Source organism: Streptomyces mutabilis (assembly GCF_046628145.1).
Classification (GTDB): Bacteria; Actinomycetota; Actinomycetes; order Streptomycetales; family Streptomycetaceae; genus Streptomyces; species Streptomyces mutabilis.
In genome coordinates, this window is sequence record NZ_CP176874.1 from 7,352,624 (window position 1) to 7,368,629 (window position 16,006).

Below are 16,006 nucleotides of genomic sequence, written 5' to 3' on the forward strand. Positions count from 1 at the left end.
CGCGCCACCGTCAGCACGGCTCGCGCCAGACCCCCAGCTCCGGCCGCTTCAGCATCGAGGACAGCCCGAGCCTGCGCGACTCGGGACAGAAGCGCCGCGTCGGCCCGCTGTACTCCACGTGGAAGACGGCCTTGCCCGCCGCCACGAACGGGGTGAGCCGCGCGCACTCGCCGTACTGGGCGCACTGCTCGTTGACGGCGAAGTCGAAGTCGTCCACGAGCTGCGGAATCTGCGGCAGATCGTTCTTCAGGCCCACCGCGAGGCCGCGTTCGTGGGCGATGGCGGCGATCATGCGGTTGTACGCCAGCTGGTCCCGCGCGGTCAGCGGGAAGCCGGTCTCGTCGCCGTAGCCCTCCACCAGGTCGGGCTCCACCGCGTCGAAGCCCTTGTCCCGGCACATGTCGAACCGCCGCTCCATGATCGGCCGCAGCACGGAGAGCTGGCGGATGTCCAGCCAGCGCTCGCCCCGCCAGCCGTTGGGCTCGCCCAGCACCTCGCGGGGGAAGGCGTCCCGGTCGGGACGGAAGTCCTCCCAGGCGCCCACGTTGACGTAGCAGATCACCTTGCGGCCGGCCCGGTGCAGCCGGGCCACGTCGTCGGCACCGTTCTCGAAGCCGTCGATGTCGTAGACCGGGACGTCGGCGGACGGGTCCACCCGCCCGTCGAGCTGCCACTGCCAGGCCAGGCCCGGCCGGGGCTGCCACACCCCGGTCGCCGAGGGGCCCGGCGGCGGAGGGCCGTCCGCACCGGAACACCCGGCCACCACCGCCACGGCCAGCGCGGTCAGCAGCGCGGCGCAGGCCCGTACCCCGTGCCGCTCAGGCAGCAGCGCGGCGCACGCCCGGACCCAGTGCCTCACGGCTCCACCCCGGTCAGTACGGGTGTCAGCCGCGCCCACGGGTTCGGCGGCCCGCCCGTGACCGGCCCCGACACCGCGGCCCCGCGTTCCCGCGCGGTGCGCACGGCGAGCGGGGACAGCGCCTCCGGGACCCCGTACACCAGGTGGCAGAACCGCTCCGGCCGGTACCGCAGCGTCCAGTCCGGCCGGCTGAACGCGGACACGTAGACGGACCAGGGGCCCTCGAAGGTGACGACCAGATCGGCGATGCGGGCGTAACCCGGTGCGGGGTGAACCCCCGGATTGAGGACGACGGGAGCCGAGCCCCGCCGGCGCAACGCGCGCACCAGGGCGCGGTACGCGGGGAGTTCGGTCGCCGCCGAACTCACCCGGTCCAGAAAGCATCCGTCGGCCCCGTACCACTCGCGGTGCCGCAGGGCGTCCTCGGCGACCTCGGCCGCCGCCCGCGTACCGTAGTCCGTGTCGACGTAGCCGAGCAGCCGGGCGCCCGCCGTACGCAGCGCGCCGGCCACCGCGGCGAAGGCGGGATCGGGCGCGTCGCCGGGCCCGTTCGCGGGGTTGAGGACGACGCCGTAGGTGCGGTCGGCCGCCGTGATGAGCCGGTGCCAGGCGCCCGGGTCCTCGGCCGGGTGGACGTACAGCGGGATCAGCAGGCTCACGACGGACGGTCGCCTTCCGTGGCACGGGACGGTGGCCGGGCGCCGGCCGACCACAGCGCGGCCAGCGACTCGTCCAGCGAGTACGACGGCCACCAGTCGAGGGCGGCCCGTGCGGCGGTGATGTCGGAGCACTGCCAGGAGACCGGTTCCGAGCGTGCGGAACCGGCGCCCTGCTCCTCGATCCGGCCGCGGAAGCCGGCGATGTCCGCGAGCGTGCGCACGAGCCGCCGCACCGGCACGGCCTCGCCGCCGCCGATGTTGAGCACGGGCGGCAGCGGGCCGGGCGCGGTGACGGCGCGCTCGGCCGCCCGCGCGACGTCGCGTACGTCGACGAAGTCCCGGAACGCCGACAGGTCGCCCAGCGGCACCACCGCCTCCGGGTCCTGGCCGGCCGCACGGAGCAGTCCGGTGACCCGGCCCGGCAGGCCGGTGGAGGGCGCGCCGGGGCCCACCGGGTTGCCGACCCGCAGGACCACCGAGTCCAGGTCCGAGGTGGCGACGGTGATGGTGCCGGCCAGCTTGGTGGCGCCGTACGCGGTGAGGGGCCGGGTGGGCGCCGACTCCGCGACGGCGACCCGTCCGGCGCTCGGCCCGTACTCGGCGGCGGAACCCAGGTGCACCAGGCGGGCCGCGGGACGCGTCCGGCGCAGTGCCGCGCACAGCACGGCGGGGCCGCGGGCGTTGAGCTCGGCGAGCGCCACGGGGTCGCCGCCCGTCGCGCCCGCGCAGTTGACGACGGTGTCGACGTCCGCCTCGGCCAGCGCCCGCGCGAGCCCTTCGGCCGAGTCGGTGGCCAGGTCGACGGGCACGTCGGCGGCGGGGGAGCGGCCGCCGCCGAGGACCCGCGCGCTGGGCAGGGCGCGCAGTCGCTCGGCGACGTGGCCGCCCAGATAGCCGGTGAAACCCAGGACGAGAATGCGCATGCGGTGCTCAGGCTCCCTTGAGCAGCAGGGCCTTGCGGCTGGTGAACTCCGCGTTGGCCCGGTCGTAGTCGTCGGGGCGGCCGATGTCGAGCCAGTAGCCGTCGAAGTCGTAGGCATGCGGCGGGTTGCCGTCCTTGAGCAGGTCCAGCACCAACTCGTCGAAGCCCAGCGGCAGTCCGGCGGTGTAGCCGTCGAGGGTCGACCGGGTCAGGCCGTACACGCCCATGGAGACGCGGTAGTCCATGCTCGGCTTCTCGGTGAAGGCGACGACCCGGCTCGCGTCGGTGGTCAGCACGCCGAAGTCGATGTGCACCTTCCTCGCGTACGTGGCGATGGTCAGCGGCGCGTCCGAGGAACGGTGCCGGCGCAGGACATCGGCGTAGTCGAGGTCCGTGAGGATGTCGCCGTTCATCACCAGGAAGTGCTCCGGCAGCCGCTCGCGCATGGTGAGCAGCGGACCCATCGTCCCGAGCGGGCTCTCCTCGGTGGAGTAGTCGACGGTCAGGCCCCACTGCGAGCCGTCGCCGACGTAGGCGCGGATGATCTCGCCGAGGTGGCCTATGGCGATGGTGCAGCCGGTGAATCCGGCGCCGGCGAGCTGGCGCAGGACTATCTCCAGGATGGCGTGCTGGTCGCCGATGGGCACGAGCGGCTTGGGCAGCGCGGTGGTGTAGGGGCGCAGCCGGACGCCCTTGCCGCCGGCCAGGATCACTGCGTGCATGAGGTTCCCCCTCGGGTCACGTGCCGGTCGTAGTCGGATGGCGCGGTCAGATGTTGTAGATGCCGGTCTTGTAGCGGGCGAGGTTGGCCGGGTCGCGGAAGAACTCCACGGTGTGCGCGAGGCCCTGCACCAGGTCGTGCGCCGGGGACCAGCCGGTCGCCGCCCGCAGCCGGGTCGCGTCCGCCACCAGCCGCATCACCTCGGAGTTGGCGGGCCGCAGTCGCCGCTCGTCCTCGCGCACGTCGAGCGCGGTGTCCATCACCTTGCCGATGAGCGCCACCAGGTCGCCGACGGAGATCTCGCCGCCGGTACCGGCGTTGAAGGTGCGGCCCACCACCTGCTCGGCGGGCGCCGTGCCGACCGCGAGGAACGCCTGCGCGGTGTCCTTGACGAAGGTGAAGTCCCGGGTGGGGCGCAGGTCGCCGAGGGTGATGGTCCGCTCGCCGGCCGCCACCTGGCCGATGACGGTCGGGATCACCGCCCGCATGGACTGCCGGGGCCCGTAGGTGTTGAACGGCCGCAGCGTCACCACCGGTGTGTCGAAACTGGCGTGGTAGCTGTCCGCCAGCCGGTCCCCGCCCGCCTTGGACGCGGCGTACGGCGACTGGGTGTTGATCGGGTGGTCCTCGGTGATCGGCACGGTCCGCGCGGTGCCGTAGGTCTCGCTGGTGGAGGTGTGCACCAGCCGGGGCGTGCCCTGGGCGCGCACCGCCTCCAGCACGTTCAGGGTGCCGGTGACGTTGGTGTCCACGTAGCTGTGCGGTGCCTGGTAGGAGTACGGGATCGCGATGAGGGCGGCCAGGTGGTAGACGCAGTCGGCGCCCTCGACCAGACCGCGGACCGAGCCGGGGTCGCGTACGTCGCCGAGGACGATCTCGACCTGGTCGAGGACGTCGGGGGAGAGGGTCTCCAGCCAGCCGTAGGAGGAGAAGGAGTTGTACTGCGCCATGGCCCTCACCCGGTGCCCGGAGGCCACGAGCGCCTCGGTGAGGTGGGAGCCGATGAAGCCCTCGGCTCCGGTGACGGCGGCGAGCGGTGTGGCGGTCACGCGGGGTCCTTCCGGTCGGTGGGTCGGTGGGTCGGTCGGTGGGTCGGTGGGTGGCGAGGCGCGGTACGTCGCTCGCGCGGGTTCGGTGGGTGGCGAGGGGAGTCGGGGCGCCCGCGCGGGTGCGGTGGTGGTACGGCGGTTCCGCCGAGGCCTCACGCATGGGCCGCCGGCCGGCCCAGCAGCCGCAGCACGCACCCGGCGAGACAGAGCGCGGCGACTGCGCAGCACAGGGCCAGGGCCGTCGCCGGGCCCGGCGGGAGCCCGGCCAGGACGACCGTGCCGGCGCCGGCGGCCGCCGCCAGACACAGGAGGGCCGGCGTCCAGGCCACGCCGAAGGCCTGGAGCAGCAGGGAGGTCCACAGCACCGCCGCGAGCAGGAGCAGCGTGACGGGATCGGCGTCCACCAGCAGAGCGGCGGGCAGCAGCGGACCGAGGTAGGCCAGCAGGCAGCCGGCGAGGACGGCGGCGGACCGCACCCGGAAGCCGGCCGGGGTGGCCGTGGCCCGCAGCGCCGCCACCGACAGGCCCCGGTACCGGTACAGCAGCCACTCCGCCGGCCCCATGCTCAGCGTCAGCACCACCACCGCCCACGGATGGTGACGCCCCGCCAGGAACACCAGCGACCCGGCGGCCAGCCCGAACAGGCCGTACGGCAGCGAATCCAGCGGGTGCGGACGGGCGGGGTCCGCGGCCGGCGCGGTCGCGAGGGCGCCGCGCAGCGCCCACCCCGCCGCGGCCACCGCGCCGAGGAGCGACAGCAGGGGCAGCCCCGCCCGCAGGACGTCACCGGGCTCCCACCACGGCAGCGCCGACGCGCCGGCGATCACCGGTGCGAGCGCGGCCAGCAGGAGCCGTTCCCGGCCCAGCACCAGCAGTACACCGGCCGCCGCGAGATACCCCGACTGGACCGCCACCGCCAGGGCCGACGCCCCGGACCCGGCGAGGGCCAGCCCGGCCGCGGTCGCCGCGACGGCACCCACGGGCGCTCCCTTCGCGAGGGTGCGGCCGGCCTCCCGCCGCCCCGTCGCCAGGCGTGCGTATGTCCGGTGGCCGAGCGCCTGGTTCCACGCCCAGGAGAGGAGGCCGGCCACCACCAGTGCTCGCACCGTCCCCTCCGCGGGCAGCAGGCGACCCGCGAGCGCGTAGGCCAGGCCCGGCAGCGCGAACAGCGCCCCCCGCAGTGCGGACCGCACGTGGTCGGGCCGCCAGGGGTCGGCGGGGCGCGGGGGGTCCGGGAAGGTGCGCGGCACACGCTCGTACAGGGCCGTGGCGAGCGAGAACAGGTCGCGGTGCCCGTACCGGTCCGCGATCACCTCCCCGGTCAGTCCCTCGGACTCCAGCAGCGCGGCCACCTCGTAGGGGTGGACGGCGGGCGCGACGCGGTCGGCGAGCTCGGCGGCCAGCCGGTCGACCGCGTCGCGCCGGACGTCGTGGCCGGGACGGACGAGCGCGAGCGTGTGCCGGTCGGAGCCGCGCGGGGCGGGGACGCGTTCGTCGGCGAGCCGGAGGGCGAGCGTGTCCTGTTCCGGGCCGCCCGGTTCGAAGGCCATGGGACCGCTCATCCGGTCGCACTCCTCACCGGTGTCCCGGCCGCCGCCGCGAGCGGTCCGTCGGCGATCGCCGTGCGCGGGGCGGTGCCGCCGAACGCCGACAGTTCCAGGTAGATGGACCGGAAGGTGTCGATGGTCCGGCGGAGGGTGAACTGCTCGATCACCCTGAGCCGGGCCGCCTCGCCCATCGCCCGGCGGCGCCCGGCGTCGCGCAACAGCTCCAGCGCCGCGGCGGCCATGGCGGCCGGATCGCGCGGCGGCACCACGAGCCCGGTGTCGCCGACCGCCTCACGGACGCCGCCCACGTCCGTGGAGACGGTCGCCCGCCCGCACGACATGGCCTCGATCAGCGTGAACGGGAATCCCTCGCTGATGCTGGACAGCATCACGACGTTCCCGGCGGCGTACGCGTCCTTGATGTCCTCGACCCGGCCCTCGAAGGCGACCGCGTCCCCGTGCCCGAGTTCCGCCGCCAGCGCCTCACAGCGCTCCCGGTAGGCCTCGCCGCCGCGCGGCGTGCCGCCGAACAACCGCAGCCGGGCATCGGGCAGTTCGGCCCGCACCAGGGCGAAGGCGCGGATCAGGGTCTCCAGGTCCTTGATCGGGTCGACCCGTCCGGCCCAGCTGAGGACCGGCTGCGCCGGCTCGGGGCCGGCGGGCGGGAACGCGGCCGGGTCGACACCGTTGTAGACCGTGCGTATGGACTCCGGTGCGGCGCCGCCCCGCTCCTCCCACAGGCGGTTGTAGCGGTTGCCCGGGGTGATCAGGGCCGCCCGGCGGTAGGTCTCCTCGGCCAGGAGCCGGAAGAAGCCGAGCAGCAGCGCCTTGACGGGCCAGCGGTAGGGGCCGGTGCGGTAGCCGAGGTAGCGCTCGCGCAGGTAGACGCCGTGCTCGGTCAGCAGCAAGGGCACCCCGTGCCGCTCCAGTGCGGCCAGGCCGGGCAGGACGGCGAGGCCGCCGCTGACCGCGTGCGCCACGCCCTGTTCGGGGTACGGCGCGGCCAGCGGTCGCAGGGCGTGCTCCAGGAGCGCGGTCGCGGTCACCGCGTCGTGCAGGGTGGGCCGGGCCTCGCGCACGGGCAGCCCCGGCCGGTTCCATACCGAGGTGAGGACGGCGATCGCCCGGTCCCCGCGCAGGAACGGACCGAGCCCGCCGTCCGCGGCGGCCCGCGCCAGCCGGTACAGCGCGGGGCCGAAGCCGTCCTCCGCGTGCGGATCGAGCAGCGCGGTCACGAATCGCTCGTAGTCGGCGGCGAGCCGGTTGCGCCGCCGCCCGCGGGGCGCGGCTCCCTGCGGCGCGGGCCCCCACATGGGGACGGAGACGACCCGGCCGACGTGCGCGGGGACGTCCCAGACCAGTGGTTCGCGGCCGGTGCCGGTGACGGCGATGACGTCGAAGTCGAGGTCGGGCATGCCGGTGACGAGCTGGTCGCACCAGACGCTCACGCCGCCGTGACTGTGCGGGTAGGTGCCTTCGGTGAGCAGGGTGACGCGCGACGCGCCGGAGCGTCGGGCGCCGTGGGGAACGTGCATGGATGTGCTCCACGGCCGAGGTGGGTGTGCGGGCCTTGGGTGGGTGCGCTGGCCTTGAGGGGGGGTGCGGCGCTCAGCGTTCCGCGCCGTACGGCACCGGTTCGCTCACGCCGGCCGGTACCCGGGTGCGGGGTGCGGTGGTCGCGACGGGTTCCGTGCCGGTCGTGGGCCCGGCCGGTGCGCCGGGAACGGCGGCCGAGGACGGCAGGGTGAGGGCGAGTGTCCCGCCGGGTGCGGGCGTCCAGCCGGAGAGCGTGCCGGCGTAGGCGTCGCCGAAGTCCGTGTCGCCCTGGCGGGTGCCGACGGGCATCGTCGCCGTCACGGCCACGCCGTCCGGCGCCCGCACGGTCACGGTGTCACCGACGCGGTACGCGGTGACGCGGCCGGCGTCGACCGCGCCCCGCCAGGCGGCGCGGCGCTGCATCTCGGCGCCGATGTCCGCCATGCGGAGGTTCACCACGGGGGCACTGTCGGCGAACAGGCCGTCGTAGCTATCCAGTACGCCGTCGAGAACGGGGTAGGCGATGCGGTCCTCGGCGAGGTTGGACTGGTGGATGAAGTGCGGTCTGGGGTCGTTGGACAGGACGTGTCCGAGCGCGATGCGCGTCTCCAGCGGCACGATGTGCTCGGCGTAGCCCGTGGCCGGGTCCAGCGGTTCGGCCAGGCAGGTGGACGTGGCGGGATTGTCCTCGCAGATCCCGCTGCCGCCCTGGGCGCGGCCGGTGTAGATCCAGTTGTACTCGTCGACCTGCTCGGCCGCCCGGCCCGCGTTGTAGAAGACGTTCATCGGGTAGCGGGAGACCGTCGTGGCGCTGCCGACCTGCCGCTGTACGGGGTCGCGGGAGTTGTCCGAGGCGAGCCAGGCGATGCCGGTGTCCGTGAGGGCGGGGCCCAGGTTGGGGTTGTCCTCGGGCTGCTGCGGGGCGACCTTCAGACCGGAGTGCTCGCCGGTCACCAACTCGTCGTTCTCCAGCGGCAGTCCGGCGTTCTCGCCCCAGACCCGGTTGGTGGCGATCTCGTCGACGATCTCGTTCCGGCTCATCCACTGGGTGCTGCCGTCGGGGTCGGTCGCGCACTTCCACGGGACGACGTCCGTGTCCTGCCGGCAGCCCAGGAAGGCGTGCGTGTAGGTGTGGTTGATCCAGCGGAACCGGCTCCGGTCGGCGATGAACTCGTCGGCGAGGGGGTCCGCGCCGCCGTTGTCCTGGCGGTGGTCGACGCTCCCGGAGCCGTTGTAGGCCAGGTCGAGGGTGAAGTCCCGGCTCTCCTGCCAGGCGACCGCGTGGTCGACGTCGGCCGGGACCATGCGGATGGGGTCGGGCGTGCCCTCGCCCGGCGGGCAGTCCACGTCTCCCGGCGTGCAGTTCAGCTCGGTGTCCCAGCGGTCGTCGGCCGCGAAGACGTCGTCGACGTGCACGGCGAAGTAGTTGCGGTCGGCGCCGAGGTGGACCCCGCCGGTCATCCACTCCACGATGCCCCGGGCGAGCAGCCGGAACTGCTGCTGGTGCCGGTTGTAGACGAAGGTGACGACGAGTTCGCGCCGCCCGTCGTGCCGGTACTCGCCCACCAGGGAGCCCTTCGTCGCCCGGCCGGGGATCGCCGCCTGGACGTAGGGCACGAAGTCGGCACCCGGCGCGGGTGTCGAGAGGTAGGCGTAGGACTCGTCCACGGTGGGGGAGTTGTCCTCGAACGGAACGGCTCCGTCCAGGTAGCCGAAGGGGCCGGTCAGCCCCGCCTGAGTCACCTCGGCCCGGACGCCGTCGACGCCCCCGGCGTACCCGGTGCCGACGGCGGGCTGGAGCCCGACCTCGGGGCGTGCGTAGGTGTAGGCGTCGACCTGCGGGATCGCGTACGTCCGCTCGTAGTCGGCGAGCGCGGTCATCTCGGCGGAGCCCGCCGGGAAGGGGTTGTCGTTGGGCAGGACGACGGCCTGGTACCTGGCGCGCGGTCGACCGTCCACGGCGTCCGCGAGGAACCCGGCGTCGATCACGGGCCGGTCGGCGTCCCGCAGGTCGACCTCGGTGTACGGCGTGCCCGCGGTCTCCAGCTCGGCGGCGATTGCGTCGGTGGCCGGCCCGCCGTCGCTCACGACCAGCACCCGCAGGTCGACGCGCGGGGCCGGGGCGTCGGCGTGGACCGGCCCGGCCGGTAGACCGAGTGACGCGATCAGCGCGCCCGCCGCGAGCGCCGTGGTGCGTATGGTCCGCTTCATGCGGTGAGATTCCCTCCCCCGGGCAGGGGTGAACAGGCTCCTGCGGGAGCCCGCCCCACCCCGTGACCACGCCGCCGCCCCCCTGAGACGCCGGTCGTCGACGTTTCCGTCGGATCACATAGTGATGCGTGTGTGGAGTTTTTGTGTGCCTGCTGCGGAACTTGACGGAAAAGAGCATGTGTCCATTTGCCGGGAACAGGCAGGGTCGCGGGCGTCCGGTGAACGCCGGGCGCGGCGAGGCGGATCGTGCCGTCGGGCCCGTGTGCTGCCGGGTGCCCGAAAGCGGTGGCGGCGGAACGACGGCCTCCGTGGGGTGTGGCCGTCAGTGGTCTCGGCCAGTGTGTCGGCCGGGGGCGGAGCGAGATCAAGTCAATGTGGACGCGGTCGCGCCGACGGCGGCCGGACTGCCCGGGCCGGCCGCCGTCGGTGGTCAGGGTGCGGTCAGGCGTGGGGTCAGGCGCACAGGACGCGGGTCTCGGGCGTGTAGACCGGGCCGCCGTTGATACTCGTGCTGTCGCTGAACTCGGCGTAGAAGTACGAGTAGAAGCCGATGTTGCCGTTGCAGCCGGAGTCCGCGGCGACCTGGAGGGTCAGGGTGACGGTACGGCTCTGGCCGGGCGGAACGGTGGCGCCGTAGTTTGTGCCGAGGTCGGCGGGTCCGGTGCCGGAGCACGGGACCGCGCCGGTCTCCGAGGCCAGGCTGCATCCGGTGAACGCGTACTTGAGGTCGGGTCGCTGGGTGGTCAGCCAGGTCGGGTCGATCGTCTGGTACACGAACCAGATGTCGTACGTCTTGTTGTTCTTGACGGTCATCGACAGGTTCACCGTGCCGCCCGGCTGGGTGGTCGCCGCGTCGGTGGTGAACGTCAGCTCGGCCGGGGCGGGGTCGGCCGCGCTCGCGGAGGGCGCCAGACCGAACAGGGTGAGGGCGAGGGCGATGATCGTGGCGAGACCGAAGCGTCTCGTTCGTGTGGATCGCATGGCCCGGGAGACTAGGCACGGCCCCGGCGCACCGTCTGCACCGTACGGATCGCGGAGAACGCGGGTCGGCCGGAAGTGTGCGTGCGGTGAAGGGCGTGTGACGACGCCTTCACGACGTGTGGCGGTCGGTGTTCGCCCATGACAGGACACGGGCCCGGCCCGTGCCGTCCCGCACCGGACCGCCGGTCGGACGTCCCGGCGGCAATGGCGGATTCCCGGTGTCCGTCGGCCGCCCCGGCTACCCCTCAGCGCGCCGGTCCGACGAAGGCGCCCGCCCGTGCCGCGGCGGCCGCGGCGTCGGCGGCACGGTCCGCGGCCGCCTCGTCGAGCGGCTCGGCGGTGGTGAGCAGGCGGTAGTACAGGGGGGCGGAGACGGCGCGGATCACCTCGCGGGTGTCGGTGCCCTCGGGCAGTTCGCCCCGCTCGACGGCCTGCCGGGCGCAGGGCTCCCACTCCGAGACCCGGATCTCGTAGAACCGGTGGAGGGCGGCAGCCGCCTGGGTGTCGCAGGTCGCGGCGGCGATCACCGACTTGAAGAGCGCGCCCTGGCGCGGGTCGGCCAGGGTGCGCTGCACGAGACGGGCGTTCGCGCGCAGGTCGCCGAGGAGGGTGCCGGTCTCCGTGCGGGGGAGTGACTGCTCCGCCATGTCGGCGAGCAGGTCGGCGACGAGGCCGACCGGGGTCCCCCAGCGGCGGTAGACCGTGGTCCTGCCGACCTCCGCGCGCAGGGCCACGTCGGCCAGGTCGAGGCCGGCCAGCCCGTGCTCGGCCAGCGCGTCGCCCGCGGCCCGCAGGACGGCGGAGCGCACGCGCGCGGTCCGCCCTCCGGGGCGGACGGTGCCCGGGCTCACGGCTTCAGGCGTCATAACGGTACTCCGGTTCCATTAGTTGCTCGTCCCTGTTAGTCTCTCAGTATCTTAACGGGACGATCAGCCCGTTAAGGATCGCCGCCCGCCACGTGACGCACACCGTCGCCACGTCGGAGACGGCCTGACGAAGGGGAACGGTCATGGAATTCAGGAGACTGGGGGCCTCCGGGCTCATGGTCCCGGCGCTGAGCTTCGGCGCGGGCACGTTCGGCGGCCGGGGTGAGCTCTTCGGAGCCTGGGGCACCACGGACGCCGCGGAGGCCCGCCGGCTGGTGGACATCTGCCTGGAGGCGGGGGTGACCATGTTCGACACCGCCGACGTCTACTCCGGCGGAGCGTCCGAGGAGGTGCTCGGCGCCGCGATCCGGGGCCGGCGCGACCAAGTGATCATCTCCACCAAGGCGGGACTGCCCACGGGCGACGGACCCGCCGACGCGGGCACCTCACGCGCACGCCTGATCACCGCTGTCGACGGGGCCCTGCGCCGCCTCGGCACGGACCACATCGACCTCTTCCAACTGCACGCCTTCGACGCGGGGACACCGGTCGAGGAAGTGCTCGCCACCCTCGACGACCTCGTGCGGGCCGGCAAGCTCCGCTACACCGGGGTCTCCAACTTCAGCGGCTGGCAGCTGATGAAGTCACTGGCCGACGCCGACACCCACGGACACCAGCGCTACGCGGCACATCAGGTCTACTACTCCCTCGTCGGCCGGGACTACGAGTGGGAGCTGATGCCGCTCGGTCTCGACCAGGGCGTCGGTGCCGTGGTCTGGAGCCCGCTCGGCTGGGGCCGGCTCACCGGCCGTATCCGCCGCGGCACCCCGCTCCCGGCCGGCAGCCGGCTGCACGCCACCGCCGACTACGGGCCGCCCGTGCCGGACGAACTCCTGTACCAGGTGGTCGACGCCCTGGACGCCGTCGCCGAGGAGACCGGCCGCACCGTGCCGCAGATCGCGATCAACTGGCTGCTGCGCCGCCCGACCGTCTCCTCGGTCATCATCGGCGCCCGCAACGAGGAGCAGTTGCGGCAGAATCTCGGCGCCGTCGGCTGGAGCCTGACCGAGGAGCAGGTGGCCAGGCTCGACGCGGCGAGCGCCACGACGGCCCCCTACCCGTACTTCCCGTACGAACGACAGGAGGGCTTCGCCCGTCTCAACCCCCACCCACTGCGCCACGTGGCCCCATCAAGGGCCTGACCCGTGGCTCTCCGGCGGTGCGGGCCCCCATTGTCAGTGCCGTGCACAACAATGCGGGCAAGCGAGATCAACACCGGCCGGAGCGGGTAGGCGGTCTCGAGTCCCCTGTCCCGGAAAGGCCGCAGCCGATGCCGCTTACCGCCGTTCACGCGCAGACCGCCGACCCACGGGCGACCCGTCGCCGCGGGCCCCGCCAGTGCGGCCCGCTCAGCGCCGCCGAGGCCGACGTCCTGCGCATCGTCGCCGACGCGCGTACCCCCGTGTTCGTGACCGTGCGCGAGGGCGGGCGGCGCAGATACAGCTACTGGCGGCCACTGGACTCGGCCACCGGCCGGGGCGGCTGCTACGCGGCGCTGCCCACGGCCGAGTGCGACAGGCTGTACGCCGCCGGCCGGATCGCCCTGGGCGAGCCGCTGACCGATCCGGCCCGGACCACCCACCGCGTCACCGCCGTCCGGGCCGGGACGGCGGCGCCCGCACCCGCACCCGCGACCGCACGCGAGGCGCGGGTCAGGGCGCGGGCGGCCTGAGCGGACGGACGGTACCGGAGGAGCCGACCGCCTCGACGCCGACCGGAGCGCCACCGGCGCCGGGGCGGGAGAGCGCCGCCGTCCGGCCCGGCTCCCGGTGGCGCGGTCGGCCCGTGCCGCGCTGCGATCACTGCGGTAGAGCGGACCGGAGCGCGGGATCCGACACGGTCCGCCACACCGACGGCAGCTCCTCCTCGCGCGCGCGGGCCCCCGCCCGTTCCTGGCCGAGCAGGACTCCCCAGGTGAACGAGGTCTCTCCCGCGGCGTGCGCGGTCACGGCCAGTTCCCGCAGCGTCTCCTGGGCCACGACGGAGTCCTGGTGGTCGCCCAGTAGTTGCTGCACCGCCTTGGCGCGCTTGCCGAGGCGCTTGACGGGCTTGCCGAGCACCGGACGCGCGACCTCCGCGGCGTAGCGCACCTTCTTCGCCTCCTTGCGCGCCTGGTGCAGCGCCGCGTCCCGGGACGGCCCCGGCGGCAGTCCCAGCGCGTGTTCCACGTGTCCGGCCAGGCGGTCGTACTCCTTCAGCACCGCCCCGGCCATCGTCCGGGCGGGCTTGCCCGCGGCCCCGGCGCGCAGGGGCGGCTGTCGGAGCAGGCCGTCCAGTGCGTCCAGGAGACGCAGATAGCGGTCCGAGGCCAGGGCCTCGCGGACGTGCGCCCTGCTCTCCTCGCTCCGCGACACGTCCCACACCCGCAGCCGGGCGGCGGCCGGACCGAGCACCAGGGCGCCGGGCAGCCCGGCGAGCTCGGCGCCCAGACGCTCGCGCAGCACCTCCTGATCCCGCGCCACCCCCAGCTCACCGGCCAGCCACTTCAGTTCCGCGCGCACCGGGTCGGTGACCCGCCGGTCCAGCACCGAGCGGTAGGAGCGCAGGCAACTGCGCAGACGACGACAGGTGACACGCATCCGGTGCACCCCGTCGGGCAGGTCACGCCGGGCCGCCGGATCCAGGGCCACCAGCGTGGCGACCTGCTGCTCCAGGTACGCGAGCACGTACCGGCCGGGGGAACCGGGAGCCGTCGAGGCGGCATGCGCGTACTTCGGTGCGCCCTCCGCCGCGGCCCCGGTGTCCCGCAGCGCCCGGACGAACTTCGAGGGACTGTCCGCCCGGGTGATCCCCTTCTTGCGGAACCTCTTCTCCACGGTGTCGAGCAGTTCGGCCCGCACCCCGTCGGCCAGTTCGACCTCCACTTCCCGCCACTCGGCACGGCCGCCGCCGGGCAGCAGTGAGTCGGCGCGCACCTCGTCGAAGCTCAGCTCCGCCAGCACCGCGCCCTCGGCGTCCCGCAGGTGGCGCACCGTACGGGTCGACCGGATCCGCACCACCGGACGCAGCCGCGCACCCCGGGTGCGGGACAGGAGCAGCTCGCGCAGCGCCTCCGGCACGTCGTCGGACAAGGGTGACCGCATCTCCTCCCGGGTGTCCCCGGTGAGCGGCAGCTTCAGGTGCCAGCCGGCGTCCGGCCCGCCCGTGCGGCGGCGCAACGTCGCCGAGGAACCGGCCAGCCGCAGGTCGGCGGTGTCGTGGTACACCGCGTCCAGCTCCTCGACCCCGGCCGCGGTGACCGAGGCCACGGGCCCGGCACCGCTGAGGTCCGGCAGTCCGTCGACGCCGGGGCAGGAGGGCTCGTACTTTCGCTCTGTCTCGCGCTTCGACTGGGTCATGCTGTCACCCTGGACGGTATCCGCCGGATCAAACGCGCGCGGCGGTGCCCGGTGCGGCGAAACCTGCCCTAACCGCCGGGGGCCAGCCAGGGGCGCGGATCGGTGTAGTAGCCGTCGAGGACGACTTCGAAGTGCAGGTGGGGACCGGTGGACAGGCCGGTCGAGCCCACCCGGCCGATCGTCGTCCCCGCCTCCACGGTCCGGCCCACGACGGTTTCCAGGGACGACAGGTGACTGTAGGTCGTCTCCAGCCGTTTGCCCTGGATGCTCCCGTGGTCGATCACCACGCGGTTGCCGTACGCGGCGGTCGAGGCGGCGAACACCACGTGGCCCGCCCGGGCGGCGCCGACCGGTGCCCCCTGGGGCGCGGCGAAGTCCACGCCGGTGTGCAGTTTGGTCACGCCCGTCAGCGGGTGCTCCCTCGAACCGAAGGGCGAGGTGATGGTCAGCGGGCTCACCGGGGCGGCGAGGAGCGCGCCGGCGGCGCCGCCCGCACCGCCGGCGGCGTCGGCCCGGTCGAGGGCCTCGTAGCGCGGGACCAGTGCCTCCACCTCGGCGAGGTAGGTCTCGGCCGTCGGCGGGACGCGCCCCGCCTTCGTCACGGCCTCCGGGCCCTCCGCGTACGCGGCGAGGGTCAGGTCGACGAGGTCGCCGTTGACCCTGCCCTCGGTGCGCAGCTCGGTCACCTTCTCGGCCAGGGAGCAGTCCTGTCGGCCGAGCGCCATGATGGCGTCCGCCGGGTCGCGGGGCGAGGAGTGTCCGTTGCCGTCGTCGTCCCGGCCCCAGGTCCGCCACTCGCTGTCGGTGAAGGCGGCGATTCCCTTCTGGCCGGAGAGCTCGTCGGTGTCGTCGCTCCAGCCGGAGAGCTGGTCGATCTGCGCGGCGAGCACGGACGGTTCCAGAACCGTGCAGGCCGAGGCCGCCTTGCGCAGCCAGGGCACGTAGGACGGGTCGATGTCGAGCGCCGCCGCCTTCTCCGGCTCCGCGTCCTCGGGCCACGGCGTCGGCAGGCCGCCCGTCAGCGCCAGGAACGTGGCCACGCCGGTGACGGTCACCAGACCCGGCAGGAGCAGCAACGTGAAGGGCCCGGGGCCGCGGCGTCGGCGTTTCCCCGCCGGTTCCTGCTGCTCGGGCCGCCCTTCCGGGCGTTCGCCGTCCGTCTCCCCGGCGGCCTGCGCCACGCTCGGCCGTTCGTCGTTCACCCGGCCGCCCGCCGGGACGTGATGCTCACGGACGGAACTCAACACCCCCGCTCCC

The 16,006-nt window shown here is 74.1% G+C and carries 14 protein-coding genes; 2 read left to right on the forward strand and 12 right to left on the reverse strand.

Annotation, left to right across the window (positions count from 1 at the left end):
- Nucleotides 1–10: 10 nt before the first annotated feature.
- From ACLIN4_RS33020 to ACLIN4_RS33065, 10 genes are all read right to left on the reverse strand, one after another.
- Entirely contained in the window at nt 11–763 is a 753-nt protein-coding gene (locus ACLIN4_RS33020) for an endo alpha-1,4 polygalactosaminidase (RefSeq protein ID WP_411576799.1), read from the reverse strand.
- A gap of 92 nt (nt 764–855) precedes the next feature.
- A complete protein-coding gene (locus tag ACLIN4_RS33025; protein ID WP_100047886.1) occupies nt 856–1,518 on the reverse strand; it encodes a spherulation-specific family 4 protein in 663 nt (220 codons plus the stop codon).
- Entirely contained in the window at nt 1,515–2,441 is a 927-nt protein-coding gene (locus tag ACLIN4_RS33030) for an NAD-dependent epimerase/dehydratase family protein (RefSeq protein ID WP_411576503.1), read from the reverse strand. Before ACLIN4_RS33030 ends, ACLIN4_RS33025 begins: the two co-directional genes overlap by 4 nt.
- Before the next feature lie 7 nt (nt 2,442–2,448).
- On the reverse strand, nt 2,449–3,162 hold the full coding sequence (locus ACLIN4_RS33035; protein WP_107480132.1) for a nucleotidyltransferase family protein: 714 nt from the start codon (nt 3,160–3,162) through the stop codon (nt 2,449–2,451).
- A 46-nt stretch (nt 3,163–3,208) separates the two neighbouring features.
- Nucleotides 3,209–4,210 (reverse strand): GDP-mannose 4,6-dehydratase, encoded by a 1,002-nt coding sequence (locus ACLIN4_RS33040; RefSeq protein ID WP_107480133.1) that lies wholly within the window; start codon nt 4,208–4,210, stop codon nt 3,209–3,211.
- A gap of 152 nt (nt 4,211–4,362) precedes the next feature.
- Nucleotides 4,363–5,772 carry a hypothetical protein gene (locus tag ACLIN4_RS33045; RefSeq protein ID WP_411576504.1) on the reverse strand — a complete coding sequence of 470 codons (1,410 nt, stop codon included), beginning with the start codon at nt 5,770–5,772 and terminating at the stop codon, nt 4,363–4,365.
- Nucleotides 5,769–7,292: a GT4 family glycosyltransferase PelF gene (pelF, locus tag ACLIN4_RS33050; RefSeq protein WP_107480134.1), complete on the reverse strand. Its 1,524-nt coding sequence runs from the start codon at nt 7,290–7,292 to the stop codon at nt 5,769–5,771. The genes ACLIN4_RS33045 and pelF overlap by 4 nt, the downstream gene beginning before the upstream one ends.
- A gap of 73 nt (nt 7,293–7,365) precedes the next feature.
- Nucleotides 7,366–9,504 (reverse strand): hypothetical protein, encoded by a 2,139-nt coding sequence (locus ACLIN4_RS33055; RefSeq protein ID WP_411576505.1) that lies wholly within the window; start codon nt 9,502–9,504, stop codon nt 7,366–7,368.
- A 453-nt stretch (nt 9,505–9,957) separates the two neighbouring features.
- Nucleotides 9,958–10,485: a hypothetical protein gene (locus ACLIN4_RS33060; RefSeq protein WP_289909970.1), complete on the reverse strand. Its 528-nt coding sequence runs from the start codon at nt 10,483–10,485 to the stop codon at nt 9,958–9,960.
- A gap of 245 nt (nt 10,486–10,730) precedes the next feature.
- Nucleotides 10,731–11,351: a TetR/AcrR family transcriptional regulator gene (locus ACLIN4_RS33065; RefSeq protein WP_191885174.1), complete on the reverse strand. Its 621-nt coding sequence runs from the start codon at nt 11,349–11,351 to the stop codon at nt 10,731–10,733.
- 143 nt (nt 11,352–11,494) lie between these two features.
- Between ACLIN4_RS33065 and ACLIN4_RS33070 the strand changes: the two genes are divergently transcribed.
- Together ACLIN4_RS33070 and ACLIN4_RS33075 are read left to right on the forward strand one after the other, a co-directional pair.
- Complete coding sequence (locus ACLIN4_RS33070) at nt 11,495–12,553, forward strand: aldo/keto reductase (protein WP_290014032.1); 1,059 nt, start codon at nt 11,495–11,497, stop codon at nt 12,551–12,553.
- Nucleotides 12,554–12,681: 128 nt separating this feature from the next.
- The gene (locus ACLIN4_RS33075) at nt 12,682–13,083 is read left to right on the forward strand and encodes a hypothetical protein (RefSeq protein WP_289909964.1); all 402 of its coding nucleotides are present in this window, start codon (nt 12,682–12,684) and stop codon (nt 13,081–13,083) included.
- 127 nt (nt 13,084–13,210) lie between these two features.
- Here the strand turns inward: ACLIN4_RS33075 and ACLIN4_RS33080 are convergent, their stop codons facing one another.
- On the reverse strand, nt 13,211–14,749 hold the full coding sequence (locus ACLIN4_RS33080) for a CYTH and CHAD domain-containing protein (protein ID WP_307651654.1): 1,539 nt from the start codon (nt 14,747–14,749) through the stop codon (nt 13,211–13,213).
- 68 nt (nt 14,750–14,817) lie between these two features.
- Nucleotides 14,818–15,951 (reverse strand): M23 family metallopeptidase, encoded by a 1,134-nt coding sequence (locus ACLIN4_RS33085; protein ID WP_289910127.1) that lies wholly within the window; start codon nt 15,949–15,951, stop codon nt 14,818–14,820.
- Nucleotides 15,952–16,006 lie beyond the last annotated feature (55 nt).

What these genes read in the sequence shown, in the direction of transcription:
- pelF (WP_107480134.1), bottom strand. Translation starts at nt 7,292, where the DNA reads ATGCACGTTCCCCACGGCGCCCGACGCTCCGGCGCGTCGCGCGTCACC.
- ACLIN4_RS33030 (WP_411576503.1), bottom strand. Translation starts at nt 2,441, where the DNA reads ATGCGCATTCTCGTCCTGGGTTTCACCGGCTATCTGGGCGGCCACGTC.
- ACLIN4_RS33065 (WP_191885174.1), bottom strand. Translation starts at nt 11,351, where the DNA reads ATGACGCCTGAAGCCGTGAGCCCGGGCACCGTCCGCCCCGGAGGGCGG.
- ACLIN4_RS33055 (WP_411576505.1), bottom strand. Translation starts at nt 9,504, where the DNA reads ATGAAGCGGACCATACGCACCACGGCGCTCGCGGCGGGCGCGCTGATC.
- ACLIN4_RS33075 (WP_289909964.1), top strand. Translation starts at nt 12,682, where the DNA reads ATGCCGCTTACCGCCGTTCACGCGCAGACCGCCGACCCACGGGCGACC.
- ACLIN4_RS33080 (WP_307651654.1), bottom strand. Translation starts at nt 14,749, where the DNA reads ATGACCCAGTCGAAGCGCGAGACAGAGCGAAAGTACGAGCCCTCCTGC.
- ACLIN4_RS33045 (WP_411576504.1), bottom strand. Translation starts at nt 5,772, where the DNA reads ATGAGCGGTCCCATGGCCTTCGAACCGGGCGGCCCGGAACAGGACACG.
- ACLIN4_RS33060 (WP_289909970.1), bottom strand. Translation starts at nt 10,485, where the DNA reads ATGCGATCCACACGAACGAGACGCTTCGGTCTCGCCACGATCATCGCC.
- ACLIN4_RS33070 (WP_290014032.1), top strand. Translation starts at nt 11,495, where the DNA reads ATGGAATTCAGGAGACTGGGGGCCTCCGGGCTCATGGTCCCGGCGCTG.
- ACLIN4_RS33035 (WP_107480132.1), bottom strand. Translation starts at nt 3,162, where the DNA reads ATGCACGCAGTGATCCTGGCCGGCGGCAAGGGCGTCCGGCTGCGCCCC.